General features: G+C 67.1%; 11 protein-coding genes and 2 pseudogenes. 6 read left to right on the top strand and 7 right to left on the bottom strand.

All coding sequences use genetic code 11. The annotated features are described in order from the left end of the window. Positions 1-222: 222 nt before the first annotated feature. The 4 genes and pseudogenes from TVD_RS14930 to mgtE (TVD_RS08450) all read right to left on the bottom strand — a co-directional run bounded on the left by TVD_RS14930 (position 223) and on the right by mgtE (TVD_RS08450) (position 3,910). Positions 223-521 (bottom strand): annotated as a pseudogene (locus TVD_RS14930) (pilin). Between the two features lie 8 nt (positions 522-529). Further along, positions 530-689, bottom strand: a pseudogene (locus tag TVD_RS14925) (prepilin-type N-terminal cleavage/methylation domain-containing protein); the annotation flags it as partial. A gap of 493 nt (positions 690-1,182) precedes the next feature. Next, positions 1,183-2,541: a magnesium transporter gene (gene mgtE, locus TVD_RS08455; protein ID WP_018950850.1), complete on the bottom strand. Its 1,359-nt coding sequence runs from the start codon at positions 2,539-2,541 to the stop codon at positions 1,183-1,185. Positions 2,542-2,551: 10 nt separating this feature from the next. Beyond that, positions 2,552-3,910 carry a magnesium transporter gene (gene mgtE / locus TVD_RS08450; RefSeq protein WP_018950851.1) on the bottom strand — a complete coding sequence of 453 codons (1,359 nt, stop codon included), beginning with the start codon at positions 3,908-3,910 and terminating at the stop codon, positions 2,552-2,554. Between the two features lie 464 nt (positions 3,911-4,374). On the opposite strand from mgtE (TVD_RS08450), the gene TVD_RS08445 reads away from it, so the two are divergent. The 4 genes from TVD_RS08445 (at position 4,375) to TVD_RS14255 (ending at position 9,595) form a co-directional block, all read left to right on the top strand. Continuing rightward, positions 4,375-5,091 (top strand): ABC transporter ATP-binding protein, encoded by a 717-nt coding sequence (locus TVD_RS08445; RefSeq protein WP_047251355.1) that lies wholly within the window; start codon positions 4,375-4,377, stop codon positions 5,089-5,091. Beyond that, on the top strand, positions 5,088-7,631 hold the full coding sequence (locus TVD_RS08440) for an ABC transporter permease (RefSeq protein WP_047251354.1): 2,544 nt from the start codon (positions 5,088-5,090) through the stop codon (positions 7,629-7,631). The genes TVD_RS08445 and TVD_RS08440 overlap by 4 nt, the downstream gene beginning before the upstream one ends. A gap of 110 nt (positions 7,632-7,741) precedes the next feature. Further along, positions 7,742-8,878 (top strand): lipocalin-like domain-containing protein, encoded by a 1,137-nt coding sequence (locus TVD_RS08435; RefSeq protein WP_047251353.1) that lies wholly within the window; start codon positions 7,742-7,744, stop codon positions 8,876-8,878. 171 nt (positions 8,879-9,049) lie between these two features. Then, complete coding sequence (locus TVD_RS14255; RefSeq protein WP_082119106.1) at positions 9,050-9,595, top strand: REP-associated tyrosine transposase; 546 nt, start codon at positions 9,050-9,052, stop codon at positions 9,593-9,595. A gap of 143 nt (positions 9,596-9,738) precedes the next feature. Here TVD_RS14255 and TVD_RS08425 read toward each other — a convergent pair whose 3' ends face one another. Further along, positions 9,739-9,939: a PA3496 family putative envelope integrity protein gene (locus TVD_RS08425; protein WP_018145403.1), complete on the bottom strand. Its 201-nt coding sequence runs from the start codon at positions 9,937-9,939 to the stop codon at positions 9,739-9,741. A gap of 216 nt (positions 9,940-10,155) precedes the next feature. Here TVD_RS08425 and msrP point away from each other — a divergent pair, with 216 nt between their 5' ends. Together msrP and TVD_RS08415 are read left to right on the top strand one after the other, a co-directional pair. After that, entirely contained in the window at positions 10,156-11,130 is a 975-nt protein-coding gene (gene msrP, locus TVD_RS08420; protein WP_047251352.1) for a protein-methionine-sulfoxide reductase catalytic subunit MsrP, read from the top strand. A 12-nt stretch (positions 11,131-11,142) separates the two neighbouring features. Beyond that, on the top strand, positions 11,143-11,787 hold the full coding sequence (locus TVD_RS08415; protein WP_047251351.1) for a protein-methionine-sulfoxide reductase heme-binding subunit MsrQ: 645 nt from the start codon (positions 11,143-11,145) through the stop codon (positions 11,785-11,787). A 600-nt stretch (positions 11,788-12,387) separates the two neighbouring features. Here TVD_RS08415 and argF read toward each other — a convergent pair. After that, positions 12,388-13,305: an ornithine carbamoyltransferase gene (argF, locus tag TVD_RS08410; protein WP_018145406.1), complete on the bottom strand. Its 918-nt coding sequence runs from the start codon at positions 13,303-13,305 to the stop codon at positions 12,388-12,390. Continuing rightward, complete coding sequence (locus TVD_RS08405) at positions 13,302-14,498, bottom strand: acetylornithine transaminase (RefSeq protein ID WP_018938045.1); 1,197 nt, start codon at positions 14,496-14,498, stop codon at positions 13,302-13,304. The genes argF and TVD_RS08405 overlap by 4 nt, the downstream gene beginning before the upstream one ends. Between the last annotated feature and the right edge of the window lie 58 nt (positions 14,499-14,556).

The raw sequence follows: 14,556 nt of genomic DNA, 5'->3' as shown, positions 1-14,556 counted from the left end.
AACACCGTTCGCATCCACTCGACGCTGGGCTACCTGCCTCCCAGCGTCTACGAGCAACCAACGGCAGCCAACCCACCTAACGCGGTGTCCGAAATCACTTGACCACCACAAAGTCGCAACGAAAAAGCCCCGGCACGATGGCCGGGGCTTTAGTACTGAGTGGGTGTCCTTACCCTCTGAGTGGGTGTGCTTACCCGTTACCTCATCCTATTCGATCTGGGGTTACTCTGCTACGCAGTTACCAGGCCGAAATTTGGCGTCGAGGTCGGTTTCACAGGTCCACCGACCATCGTCATCACGATTCAGAGTAATTCGATCGCCGTTAATGCGGGGGCCACGTTTTGGTCTAGTACGATCCTGATGAAATTGTCACCGTCCTCTTCCGTACTGTATGCAAGACTTATCGTCCCATAGGCGCTCGTGTCAGACTCGAGACCGATATACCCGACATCGTCTGGCTCGAGGGTGGGCTCTTCACCGCGCAGGAAAGTTTCTTCAAAGGCTGTACGAGCTGAAGTGATTTCTGCGAGGCCGCTAGCAGCTTGACTGCGAGCGACGTAGTCCTGATAGGCTGGAATCGCAATAGCAGCCAAAATACCAATGATCGCAACCACGATCATCAGTTCGATAAGAGTGAAGCCCTGCTGGGCCTTCGGCTTGCTGAGTCCAGTACGCATGGCTTGATGCATGGTGATACTCCCTTGATGTGATGAAAGCTGGGCCTTCGGCCCGGCCACCCCGTGGGTAGCTGTCTGAGGAGATGCATTGGGCGTGCCAAGAGCGCGGGAATGCGTGAAAACGGCGCCCGGACGCGGTGTGGTCTGTGGCATGGGTCACGCCCACACGCTTCCCGGGTGTGTCACGTGACAAAAATGGGCATGTGAAGTGACGCACGTTGTCACTCTGGGGGCTGGGGTGCCTCTGGTTGTCATGGCCGGGGGTCTTGATCTTGGGGGTTCGAACGGTGGAGATCCCGGCTCTTCGCTGCGCTACGGCCGGGATGACGGGGGGCTGGTGCTGTGGTCGGGATGACCAGGGGGCGTGACTGGGGCCGGGATGATGAGGTCTGTCGGCCGGGTGATGTGGGGGCAAGGTTCGCGGCGTTTTCCGGGTTCGGCTTTGGGCGGGGGCTTCGCGTGCGAGCACGCTCCTACAGGGAAGGTTGGGGGCGGGGGCTGGGAGCTAGAGGCCGAGGATGGCGACGGCGGTGGCGAAGTAGATGGTGATGCCGACGACGTCGACGACGGAGGTGATGAGCGGGGCGCTGGCGACGGCGGGGTCGACGCCCAGGCGGGTGAGGGTGAACGGCAGCAGCAGGCCGAACAGGGAGCCGAACAGGACGACTAGGAACATGCCGAGCGCGATGGCGTTGGCGACCTCGAGGCTGCCCAGCCAGTAGCCGGAGAGCCAGATGGCACCGGCCAGGGTGGCGCCCAGGGCGGAGGCGACCAGGATCTCCTTGCCGCCCAGGCGCCACCAGTCCTGGGGCTTGATGTCGTTGGTGGCGAGCGAACGCACGACCAGGGTGGAGGCCTGCGCGCCGGCGTTGCCGCCGGAGGCGATGACCATCGGCAGGAAGAAGATCAGTGCGACGACGGTCTCGATGGCGGCCTCGAAGTGGGCGATGGCCAGGCCGGAGAGGATGTTCACGGCGACCAGGATCACCAGCCAGCCGATGCGCTTGCGGTAGAGCAGTTGCATGCTGGCATCGCGCAGCGAGAGCACGACGTCGCCCACCGCGGCCATGCGGTGGAAGTCCTCGGTGGTCTCGGCGCGCAGTACGTCCATTACGTCGTCGACGGTGATGATGCCCAGCAGGTGGCCGTTGTCGTCGACCACCGGGAGGACGTCCAGGTCGTAGTGGCTGATGCGGTGGGCGGCCTCTTCGCGGTCTTCCTCCGCACTGATGCTGACGACATCGGTGTTCATGCGCTCGCGCACGCTGGTGGTGGGGCGCGACAGCAGCAGCCCCTTCAGGCGCACCCAGCCGAGCAGTTCGCCGGTGGGCGTGACCACGAAGATGGTGTTGATGGTCTCGGCCAGGTCGCTCTGTTCGCGCAGGTGGTCCATGGCCTCGGCCACCGACCAGTCGGGCTGGACCGTGGCGAACTCGGGCGTCATCAGGCGCCCGGCGCTCTCCTCCGGGTAGCCGAGCAGGGTCTCCAGGGCCTCCTGGTCTTCGTCCGGGAGGGTCTCGAGCAGGGACTCGGCCTGTTCGTCCTCCAGCCCGTCGATCACCGAGACCGCGTCGTCGTAGGACAGGGCCGCGACCAGGCGGCTGGCGTGCTCGTCGTCCAGCGCCTGAAACACGCGGGACTGATGATCCGATTCCAGGTGGGCGTAGATATCCGCGGTGCACTCGACATCCAGGCGCTGGAAGAAGGCCTCCATCTGTTGGGCCGGCAGGGCCTCCAGCGCGTCGGAGAGATCCGGCGCCGCGTGCTCGGCGCACAGGCTCTGCAGGGCCTCGGCGGTGGGCGCGGTCAGCGCGGTCTGCAGGGCCTGGGGCAGGGTGTCGAGATCCGGTTCGGTCGGGCTCATCCGGGAGGTCCTATGGGATTGCCAGGCCGAGCAGGGCCGTGGCCAGCGTGAAGTAGATGAGGATACCGCCGATGTCGGCGAGCGAGGTGACCAGCGGTACGCTGGCGGTCGCCGGATCGAGGCGGAACTTGTTCAGGACCACCGGCAGCAGCATGCCGAGGATGCTGGCTACGGTAACGATGATGGTCATCGACAGCGCGACCAGCAGCGCGATCTCCGGCCCGCCGCGCCACAGCCCGACCAGCGACACCGCCACACCCATGCTGAGTCCGAGGGTCAGGGACACGCCCATCTCCTTGGCCCAAAGCCGGAGCCAGTCGCGCGCGGTGACCTCGCCGGTGGCCATGGCGCGCACCATCAGCGTGGAGCTCTGCGCGCCCGCGTTCCCGCCGGAGGCGATCAGCAGCGGCAGGAAGAACACCAGCACCACCACCGCCTCGATGATGTCCTCGTACTGGGAGATCATCAGCGCGCCGATGGTGTTGAAGGCGACCAGACCGAGCAGCCAGCCGATGCGCTTGCGATAGAGCAGGAACGGGCTGGCCTCCTGCGGGGACAGCGGCAGGGTGCCCACCGAGCCCAGCTTGTGGAAGTCCTCGGTGGACTCGGCCTCGATCAGGTCCATCACGTCGTCCACTGTGACCACGCCCAGCAGTTCGCCGATCTCGCCGACCACCGGCAGGCTCTCCAGGTCGTAGTGCTGGATGCGGCGGGCGGCCTCCACCGCGTGTTCGGAGACGGCGATGGTGATCGGGTCGGCTTCGCCCAGCAGTTCGCGCACCGGGCTGTCGGCGCTGGCGCGCAGGAAGTGGCGGATGGGGATGGCGGCCAGCAGCACGCGGTCCTGATCGACCACGAAGATCACGTTGTTGGAGTGCTCGTCCGCGTTGCGGCGGATGAAGGCCAGGGCGCGTTTGAGCGTCCAGTCGGGATCGACCGCGACGACGTCCGGCGACATCACGCGGCCGACCGAGTCCTCCGGGTAGTTGAGCTGCTTGAGCGCGCGGCGGATCGCGCGGAACGGCAGCAGGCGCAGGTAGCCGCGGAGGGTGTCCGGGTCCAGGGTCTGCAGCAGGGCGGTGAGGTCGTCCGCCTCCATCTCGGAGAGGATGAAGCGGGCGTCCTCGCGCGGGGAGGCCTCCAGCAGGCGGATCTGGTGCCCGGTGTCGAGGTAGGCAAAGACGTCCGCCTTGCGGCCGGGAGGCAGCAGGTTGAAGACGGCGATAAGGTCTTCCTCGCCCAGCTCCATCAGCGCGTGGGCGATATCCTGCACGCGCATGTAGTCGAGCAGTTCGTGGAGCCCGTCGCGGTCGTCCAGACGCAACAGCTCCTTCAGCTCGATGATGGACTGCTCGAGGTGAAGCTCCATGCCCTTCTCCCGGCGGCATCGGGGCAGCGCGCGGACTGTGCACGGGCACAGGCCATCGCGGCGCCGCACGAATGCGGTGAATGGTGCAGGTTCGGGTCGGGCGGGGCCCGGCCGTTCCCGGCTCTTTGATCAAAGAGGCCTGACGGGAAGCGACCGGTTAGGGAACGGACGCTTGCCGCTAGGCGCAGATAGATCGGCTGCGTGATCGGCTGCTTGATCGGCGTGTCAAGGCGCGTTCCCGTGTGTGGAGATGGCGCTTATTCTAACGGATGCCGGGCCTCAATCAACCGCTTGTGTGGCATTTTGAAACATTCATCTAGTCTTAATGGTCTGTGATGGGCTGGAACGTGTGGGGCGTTCGGTGAGCGCTGTTCGCCTGCGAGCAGGCTCCTACGGTGGGCTTTTCCTGCCGTGTAGGAGCCTGCTCGCAGGCGAAGATTCGTGTGATTGAAAAGGTGTCTGCGATGGAGCAACAAGGCTCGGTAGAAGGCGTGGTGCTGTCTCTGACCGATGTGGCGTTTGCCTACCCCGGCGAGGGCGAGGTGCTGCACGGTGTGGACTTCGAGCTGGCCCCCGGCGAGCGCGTGGCGATCGTGGGCGAGAGCGGGAGTGGCAAGTCCACCCTGCTGCATCTGGCGGCCGGGCTGGAGGCGGCGGATCGCGGCGAGGTGCATCTGGCGGGCGAGGCGCTCGCGGGGCTGGACGAGGCGGCACGCACGCGGCTGCGCCGGGCCCGCGTGGGGATCGTGTTCCAGTCGTTCCATCTGATTCCGACGCTGACGGTGCTGGAGAACGTGATGCTGCCGCTGGAGCTGGCAACGCAGGCCGATGCGGCCGCCCGCCGCGAGCGCGCCGGACGCCAGCTGACGGCGGTAGGGCTGGGGGACAAGGGTGAGCGGTATCCGGAGGCGCTGTCGGGTGGCGAGCAGCAGCGGGTCGCGATCGCGCGGGCGCTGGTGCACGAGCCGGCGCTGATCCTCGCCGACGAGCCGACCGGGAACCTCGACTCGCGCACTGGCGAGACGATATTCGGGCTGCTGCTGGAGCAAGTACGGGCGACCGGGTGTTCCTTGTTGCTGGTGACCCACAGCAATGAACTGGCGGGGCGACTGGATCGGGTGCTGACGATGCGCGACGGGGTCCTTCAGCCTCCGGAATCGGTGGAGGGGTTGCCGGCGTGAGCGGTCTCGTTCTGCGTGCGTGGCTGCGCGACTGGCGTCGGCGGCCGCTGCAGCGGGTGCTGACGCTGGTCGGTGTGATCATCGGCGTGGCGGTGGTGCTGGCGGTGGATCTGGCGAACCAGTCCGCCCAGCGGGCCTTCGACCGCTCGATGGACGAGGTGGCCGGGGCCGCTACGCATCAGGTGCTGGGGCCGGCGAGCGGCTTCGACGAGGCCTTTTACCGCGACCTGCGCATGGCCGGGTGGCGGGATACGGCCCCGATCGTGGAGGGCCCGGCGCGACTGCCGGATGGCACGACGATCTACGTGCTGGGCGTCGATCCGCTGGCCGAGGGGCCGTTTCGCGGGGCGGCCTCGGATATCGGCGATGCCCCGGTGCAGCGCCTGGTGACCGAGCCGGGAACGATCCTGCCGCCCGCGGGCTGGTTTCGGGCGAGCGGGGAGGCGCATGAGGCGCGCCGGGTCCTGGAGGCGGCCGGGGGCGAGCACGAGGTCACGCTGATCGATCGTGCTGCCGAGCGTGACGAACCGGATGAGGCCCCGAGTGATGATGCGGGTGCCTCGCTCTGGGTGACGGACATCGCGACGGCGCAGGTATTGCTCGACCGGCTGGGGCGGCTGGACCGGATCGACCTGCGGCTGGCGGATGACGAGGTCGAGGCCCTGGTCGCGGCATTGCCCGCCGAGCTGGAGCTTGTGGCGGTCGAGAGCCGGGGGCAGGCCGCGCGCCAGCTGGCGCAGGCGTTCCGCATCAACCTCACCGCGATGAGCCTGCTGGCGCTGCTGATCGCGGCGTTTCTGATCTACAACACGCAGACCTTTGCGGTACTGCGCCGGCGCGAGGTGATTGCCAGCCTGCGCCTGGTTGGTGTCGGGCGCCGGGCGATCTTCGGGGTGGTGCTGCTGGAGGCCCTGCTGGTCGGCGTGATCGGCACGCTGCTGGGTGCGCTGCTGGGGGTGGCCCTGGCACAGGTGCTGGTTGCGCAGGTCGCGCAGACGGTGACGGATCACTTCTTCGCGGTGGCGGTGACCGGGGTCACGCCGCGGCCATTGGCTCTGGCCGCGGTGCTCCTGCTGGGCGTGGGGCTGTCGCTGGCGGCCGCACTGGCCCCGGCCTGGGAGGCGGCGCGGGTGGCCAGCCCGGCCGGCACCGGGCGCGGGGGGCTGGAACGGCGAGCCCGTGGCTGGGCCGTGTGGCTGGCGCTGGCGTCTATCGTTCTGTTGCTGGCGGGTGTCGGGTTGATCGTGACCGGTGCCGGGGCGCTGGTGGGCGGGTTTGTCGCACTGTTCCTGCTGATTGCGGGGTTCGTGTTGCTGCTGCCCTGGGTGCTGGCGTGGACGCTGCGTGGCCTGGCGGTGCTGGTGCGCGGGGCGGCCTTGCCGCGCATTGCGGTTCGCAGCCTGGAGCGCAGCTTGTCGCGCAGCGCGCCCGCCACCTCGGCGCTGACCCTGGCGCTGGCGGCGGCGATAGGCGTGGCGGTGATGGTGGGGAGCTTTCGCGGCAGCGTCGAGCAGTGGCTGGGGCAGGCGCTGACCTCGGACCTGTACGTAGTGCCGGCGGCCCCGGCCTCGGCGCGCGGTGGGGCGCGCCTGCCGGAGGACTGGACGGCCGACCTGGTGGCCCGGTCGGGTGCTGTGTCGGTCAGTTCCGGCACCAGCCAGGAGGTCGTCAGTGACCGGGGACTGGTGGACCTGTACGTGGTGCGTCCGCATGCCGACTGGCTGGACTACCTGCCGCTACTGGAGGCGGCCGTGCCCCGCGAGGCGCTGGGGGCACGGCTGGCCGCGGACGATGCCGTGTTGGTGACCGAGCCGTTTGCCGCGCATCACGACGTGGGGTTGGGCGATCGGCTTTCGCTGGCCGCGGCGGGGGGGCGGCGGGCGTTCGACATCCTCGGGATCTATCGCGACTACGGGAACCCGCAGGGTACGGTGCTGATGACGCAGGCGGCGTTCGCGCGTGGGGGAGCGCCCCCGGACGGGGTGGGCTCATTCGGGCTGCGCCTGCCGGACGGGGCCGACGCCGAGCAGGCGGTGGAGCACCTGGAGGCGTGGCTGGCGGCGCAGGACCACGCGGCGCTGGTGACGCGGCCGGGGGATATCGAGCAGGAGTCCATGGCGATCTTCGATCGGACCTTTGCGATCACGCATCTGTTGCGGGTGATCACGCTGGTGGTCGCGTTCATCGCGATCCTGGGGGCGTTGATTGCGTTGCAGATGGAACGGGCGCGCGAGTTCGCCACGCTGCGCAGCCTCGGCCTGTTGCCCGGCGGCGTGCGCGGGCTGGTGGTGCTGCAGGGCGGGGTGCTCGGGGTATTCGCCGCCCTGGCGGCGATCCCGCTCGGGCTAGGGATGGGCTGGTTGCTGATCGAGGTGATCAACCGCGAGGCCTTTGGCTGGGGCATGGACCTGCGCCTGCCCTGGGTTGAGGTCGGGGAGACCGTGTTGCTGGGGGTGGGGGCTGCATTGCTGGCGTCGGTGATCCCCGCCTGGCGGATGGCGAGGATGCGGCTGGTGCCGGCGCTTAGGGAGGTGCCGTAATGCGGTGGTTTGATTTTGTAGGAGCGGGCTTGCCAGCGAATGGCTCGCGGCAGAATCCAGCGCGGGCGGGGGCTTCGCGGGCAAGCCCGCTCCTACAGGGGCTTCTGGTCATGTTGTTGGTGGGATTACTGGCCGCATGCGGGGGTGTGGAGCCGCCGGAGGCGGACGATTCGGGGGTGACCGGACTGCGGGTGAGCGAGGCGCTCGGGGGTGAGGACACCACGGGCTTTCGCCGCGCCGATGCGCCGCGGGCGTTCGAGTTTCCGCGCGATCATGGGCCGCATCCGGGGTTTCGCAACGAGTGGTGGTATCTGACGGGGAATCTGGACGGGCCCGAAGGCGAGCGTTTCGCGTTTCACGTGACGTTCTTCCGCGTGGGGCTCGCGCCCGGGCTCGCTGGGGATCCGGTCTGGCACGAGTCGGCCTGGGCCAGCCCCGATCTGTGGATGGTGCATACGGCGGTGCTGGACCGTGACGCGGGGTTTCACGCATCCGAGGAGCGGTTCGTGCGCGATGGCGGCGGGCTGGCCGGGGCGACCGAGCCTGTGGGGCGTGTCTGGGCCGAGGATTGGGAACTAGCCGGGCTGGAGGGGGCGCGCTGGACGCTGCGCTTCACGGTCGAGGACTACGTGCTGTCCCTGGACCTTGAGCCGGCGCGCGAGCCGGTGTTGCAGGGCGAGGCCGGCCTGAGCCAGAAGGGGCCGGAGCCGGGCGATGCCTCGTATTACTACTCGATGCCGCGTATCGCGGTGGCCGGCGAGGTGCGCCGTGCTGCTGGGGCAACGCTGGACGTGACCGGGCAGGCGTGGATGGACCGCGAATGGAGTACCAGTGCGCTGGCCGAGGATCAGGCGGGCTGGGACTGGTTCGCGCTGCAGCTGGATGACGGGCTGGACGTGATGTATTACCAGTTGCGGCGTCCCGATGGCACGCCGCATGAGTTATCGAAAGGTCGCTGGATGCCGGCGAATGCCCAGGACGCCCTGCTGGAGCCGGAGCAGGTGCAGCTCGAACCCACCCGCTACGCCACCCAGCCGTCCGGCAATCGCTATCCGGTGGAATGGTCGATGCGCATCGAGCCTCCGGGTGGCGGGCCTGTGCGCGAGTGGACCGTGGTCGCGGTGCGCGACGAGCAGGAGATGGACACGGTGGTCCGCTATTGGGAAGGGGCCGTGGATATCCTCGACGCGGATGGCGAGCCGGTCGGCCGGGGCTTCGTGGAGTTGACGGGGTATGAGGACGGGTGAAGGCCTTGGGTTGGGGGCCTCTGCCTGAGGGGTTGATGCGATTCGCTTCGCTCATCGCATCCTACGAAAATTCTACCCGCCCTTGTAGGATGCGATGAGCGGAGCGAATCGCATCGCGTCGGAGCAGCACAAACATCGGTTCGAACCAATCCCAGGGAAGGGAGGCGACGGATGACGGATTATCGCCGTGTGCGCGTGCCGGGTGGCACGTATTTTTTCACTGTGAATGCGGCCGTTCGGGTAGGAAACACCCTATTTACGGATCACATTGACGCGTTGAGAGACGCGTTTCGCGAGGTGCGGCATCGTCATCCGTTCGTGATCGACGCGATGGTGGTGTTGCCCGAGCATCTCCATTGTATCTGGCGCCTGCCGGACGATGATGCCGATTTCAGCCGCCGATGGCGGTTGATCAAGGCGCGGTTCTCGCGGTTGGTGTGTGCTGGCGAAGCGCGCACGCGTAGCCGGGCAAGACGCGGTGAGCGAGGGCTCTGGCAACGCCGGTTCTGGGAGCATTGCATCCGCGATGAGGATGATTGGGTCCGCCATGTCGATTATATCCATTACAACCCGGTGAAGCATGGCTGGGCACGTTGTGTGGCCGAGTGGCCGTACTCCAGTTTTCACCGGTTTGTGCGGGCAGGTGTGTATCCGGTGGATTGGGGTGGCGTGCCGGAATCGGATGGCTTGGTTGTGGGGGAGGCCCGGGGTGGTTGATGTATCCGAGTGATGCGATTCGCGGGGCTCATCACATCCTACGAGGGGAGAAATGGGTTCGTAGGATGTGATCAGCGGAGCGAATTGCATCGATGATGTGGGGCGTTTCGGAAATGGGGTGGCGGTGCGCGCCACCCCGGGGGTTACCACTCCAGGGCTTCGTGGGCGGGGGCCAGGTCGAAGTCGTCCTCGAGGTGGGCGCGCAGGGCGCGTTCTTCCATCAGGCGTTCCAGGGCGCGGCGAGCGGCGTGGCGTGCCGGGCCGCGGTCATTGACGAGCTGGTTGTCGAACAGGCTGGCGATTTCGTCGGCACCATCGGCCACGTCGTCGATCGTCGGATCCATTGTCGGGTCTCCTGACAAGCCGGCCGGGCCACCCCGGACTGCGGTATCAGAAAAGCCTTATATATCGTTCCCGGCGCTGCGCAAGCAGAAAATTCTTATTGTTCGGCGGATTGTCTTATGGGCATGGCGCGCCGAACTCGGGACGCTGCTTCTGGTCCATCGTGCACGAGTGGCAGCGCTTCTCACTGTCACCCCAACCAGTCGCGAGGGCAGGCCATGCTGATCCGCAACCGACGTCGTTCCGAGTGTTCCCATAGCGAGATCACCCCGCCGGAGGTCTACGCGCGGCGGCGCGAGTTCCTGCGTGCCGGGGTCGGGTTGGGCGCCGGTCTTGCCCTGGGGGGGCTGGGCATGGCGTTGCCGGCCTCGGCCGCGCTGCGCGGCTACCCGCTCGAGTTCGAGGGCAGTGATTACTCCACGGACGAGTCGAAGACCGCGTATGACGAGATCACCAGCTACAACAATTTCTTCGAGATGGGGCCGGGCAAGAGTGACCCCAAGACCTACGCCGACCAGCTGAAGACCGACCCCTGGACCATCACCGTGGACGGGCTGTGCGAGAACCCCGGCGAGTATGCGGTCGAGGATTTCATCAGCCCCTGGTCACTGGAGGAGCGGATCTATCGCATGCGCTGTGTCGAGGGCTGGTCCATGGTGATCCCGTGGATCGGCTTCGAGCTGAATCGCATCATCGAAAAGGCACAGCCGCGCGGCGGTGCCCGCTATGTCGCCTTCGAGAGCATCTACGATCCGGACAACCTGCGCGGCCAGCGCCGCCGCCGCGGCAGTAGTGGCGGGCTCGAGTGGCCCTATACCGAGGGGCTGCGCCTGGACGAGGCGATGCATCCGCTGACGATTCTGGCCGTGGGGTTGTACGACGAAGTGCTGCCGAATCAAAACGGGGCGCCGATCCGCGTGGTGGTGCCGTGGAAGTACGGCTTCAAGAGCATCAAGTCGATCCAGCACATCCGTTTTGTCGAGGACCAGCCGCCGACCCTGTGGAATCAGGCGCAGTCCGACGAGTACGGTTTCTACAGCAACGTGAATCCGGACGTGGACCATCCGCGCTGGTCACAGCGCACCGAGCGCCGGATCGGCGAGTTCCGCCGCCGGCGCACGGAGATGTTCAACGGCTATGCCGATGAAGTCGCCTCGCTGTACGAGGGGATGGACCTGACGCGGTACATCTGACGCGGTGACGGCATGACGGCCTCAACGCGCCGGGCGCGCGCCCGTCCACCGCGTGGCGTCTGGTGGGCGGTGCTGCTGGCCTCGCTGGTCCCGGCGGCCTGGATTGGCCTGCGTACGCTGGGCTGGTTCGACGGGCTGGGCGTGAACCCGATCGAGAAGTTGTTGGAACTCTCCGGCACCCACGCAATGATCGCGCTGCTGATCGCGCTGGCGGTCACACCGCTGCGGCAGATGACAGGGCTGTCCTGGATCGTGCGGCTGCGGCGAATGCTGGGGCTGGTGGCGTTCGGTTACGTGACCGCGCACGCCCTGATCTGGCTGGGGGTGGATCTGTTCTTTGACTGGGAACTGGTGCTCTACGACCTGACCGAGCGCCCGTTCGTGATGGTTGGCTTCGCCGCCTGGCTGATCCTGCTGGCGTTGACGCTGACCTCCACCAACGCCGCCCAGCGCTGGCTCAAGAAGAAGTGGGTCTGGCTGCACCGTGGGGTGTACCTGGCCGGCGTGCTGGCGGTGCTCCACTTCCTGTGGCTGGCACGCGCCGACTACGTGGAGGTCGCCCTGTACGCGGCCATCCTCGCCTTCCTTCTCGGCTGGCGCGTGCTCTACCGCTGGCAATCCCGCCGCCGTATCCATGCCCGCGGCGTTAGCGCCTGATCCCGCCGCCGTTACGCCAACCAAGAAGCGCACGAAGGAGGCCAATAGCCTGGAACCACAGAGTTCACAGAGAAGGGCAGGAAAGCTGATGGGATGCGGACAACAGGCTTGGCGCGCGGACACCGGATTCCACTGCTTCTCGAGGTTTCCTGATTCGCCACATGGGTCAGCCAGGTCCAGGGATCGTGCGGGCCCGGGTGTGTACCGCACCCGGCGGCCGAAGGTGGCCCTGGAGCGCAGCGGTACGCGCTCCAGGACTCCCCGCGCCGCCTTTTTCGTCATCCCGGAAACCGCGTAGCGGTTATCCGGGATCTCGGCGGCTGGGGTTGCCCCAACGGGGAAGATCCCGGCTCTTCGCTTCGCTCCGGCCGGGATGACAGTGCAGGGGCAAGGGCCGGGGAGGGTGACATTCCCAAACGGCCCGGATTAGAGCGACCTGCGACGGGCCATTTACGTCCCCGGACGATCCCCGTGACTGGCTGACTCTCGTCGCCAATCAGGCGATTTTTCTACCCTGGATCTGCTCTGTGTCCTCTGTGTCCTCTGTGCCCTTCGGATCTTCGTGTGCTTCGTGATGGATAAAAGGGGACGCGAAGAACGCTAGCTGGCGTTGAGGGTGATCAGGAATTCGAGCAGGGCCTTCTGGGCGTGCAGGCGGTTCTCGGCCTCGTCCCAGACCACACTTTGCGGGCCTTCCAGGACATCCGTGGAGACCTCTTCCTCGCGGTGCGCCGGCAGGCAGTGCATGAACAGGGCGTCGTCGTTGGCGAGCCGCATCAGGTCGGCATCGACGAAGAAGCCGGAGAAGGCCCGGCGCCGCGCGCTCTTTTCCTGCTCCTGGCCCATGCTCGCCCAGACATCGGTGACGACCAGATCCGCACCCTCGGCCGCGGCACGTGCGTCGCGCGTCAGCTCGAAGTGTTCCTGCGTGGTTTCGACCACGCTGGGCTCCGGGTCGTAGCCTTCCGGGCAGGCGGCGACCAGCTGGAAATCCAGCTGGCGGGCGGCGTACATGTAGCTGTGGCACATGTTGTTGCCGTCGCCGATCCAGGCCACGCGCTTGCCGCGGATGTCGCCGCGGTGCTCGACGTAGGTCTGCAGGTCGGCGAGCAGCTGCGCCGGGTGCTCCAGATCGGTCAGGCCGTTGATCACCGGGACCGAGGAGTGCTTGGCGAACAGTTCGATCTTCTCGTGCTCGTAGGTGCGGATCATCACGCAGTCGACCATGCGCGAGAGTACGCGGGCGGTGTCTTCGATCGGCTCGCCGCGGCCCAGCTGGGTGTCGCGCGGGGACAGGAACAGGGCGTTGCCGCCCAGCTGCTGCATGCCCACCTCGAACGAGACCCGGGTGCGGGTGGAGGACTTCTCGAAGATCATGCCCAGGGTCTTGCCGCGCAGCAGGTCGTCGTGGTGTCCGCCCGACTTCAGCTGCTGCTTGAGCTCGATCGCCCGTTGAAGCAGGGCACGGGTTTCATCCCCGGAGAGATCGAGGAACGAGAGGTAATGGCGAGGGTTCATGCAGAGACCTCCTTTGGGACAGAGGATGACAGGAAGGCATCCACCAGGTCGGCTACGGTGGCGGCGATCTGTTCCACCTGCTCATCGTCGATGATCAGCGGCGGCAGCAGGCGGATCACGCGGTCCGCCGTCACGTTCAGGATCAGGCCGCGTTCCAGGGCGGCCATCACCAGCTCGCCCGCCGGGCGGTCCAGCTCGACGCCGATCATCAGGCCGCGGCCGCGCACGGCGACCACGCCCGGGTGGTCGCTCAGGCGGTCGCGCAGGCGACCCAGAAGGAATTCGCCCTGGCGGGCGGCCTGTTCGCACAGGGCCTCGTCCTGCATGACGTCGAGCACGGCCAGCGCCGCCCGGCACACCAGCGGGTTGCCCCCGAAGGTGGTGCCATGCATGCCGGGACTGAACAGCTCGCGCGCCGCACCGGCGACCAGATTGGCGCCAATGGGGATGCCGTTGCCGAGACCCTTGGCCAGGCTGACCACGTCCGGCGTGATGCCTTCATGCTGGAAGGCGAACCAGTATCCGGTGCGTCCGATGCCCGCCTGGATCTCGTCCAGCATCAGCAGCCAGTCCTTGCGGTCGGCCAGCTCGCGCAGGCGCCGCAGGTAGCCAGGGGGCGGGACATGGATCCCGCCTTCGCCGGTGACCGGCTCGACCAGGATTGCGACCACGTCGGGGTCTTCGGCCAGGGCCTCCACCGCATCGAAGTCGCCGTGCGGGACATGCACGAAGCCCGAGACCAGCGGTTCGAACCCGGCCCGCACCTTGGGGTTTCCGGTGGCGGACAGCGTGGCCAGGGTGCGGCCGTGGAAGCTGCCCTCCATCACCACGATCTTGGGCTCGGCGATGCCCCGGGCGCGGCCGTGCAGGCGGGCGAGCTTGATCGCCGCTTCGTTGGCCTCGGCTCCGGAGTTGCAGAAGAACGCGCGGTCCATGCCGGCCAGCTTGCACAGACGCCGGGCCAGCTGTTCCTGCAGCGGGATGCGGTACAGGTTGGAGGTATGCACCAGCGTGCTGGCCTGGTCGCAGATGGCTTGTGCCACCTTGGGGTGGGCATGTCCGAGACCGCACACGGCAATGCCGGACAAGGCATCCAGATAGCGCTTGCCGTCGGTGTCCCACAGCCAGGCGCCTTCGCCGCGTTCAAAGGCGACGGGCAGGCGCTTGTAGGTGTTCTGCAGGGCGTCGTTCATTGGGTTCTCCGAAACCAAAGAGCCGGCGGAGGACCGCCGGCTCGATGAAAGGCGCAGC

Origin of the sequence: Thioalkalivibrio versutus (genome assembly GCF_001020955.1) — a bacterium.
Classification (GTDB): Bacteria; Pseudomonadota; Gammaproteobacteria; order Ectothiorhodospirales; family Ectothiorhodospiraceae; genus Thioalkalivibrio; species Thioalkalivibrio versutus.
The sequence above is the reverse complement of the archived record's forward strand: the minus strand, read 5'-3'. Positions and strand labels throughout refer to the sequence as shown.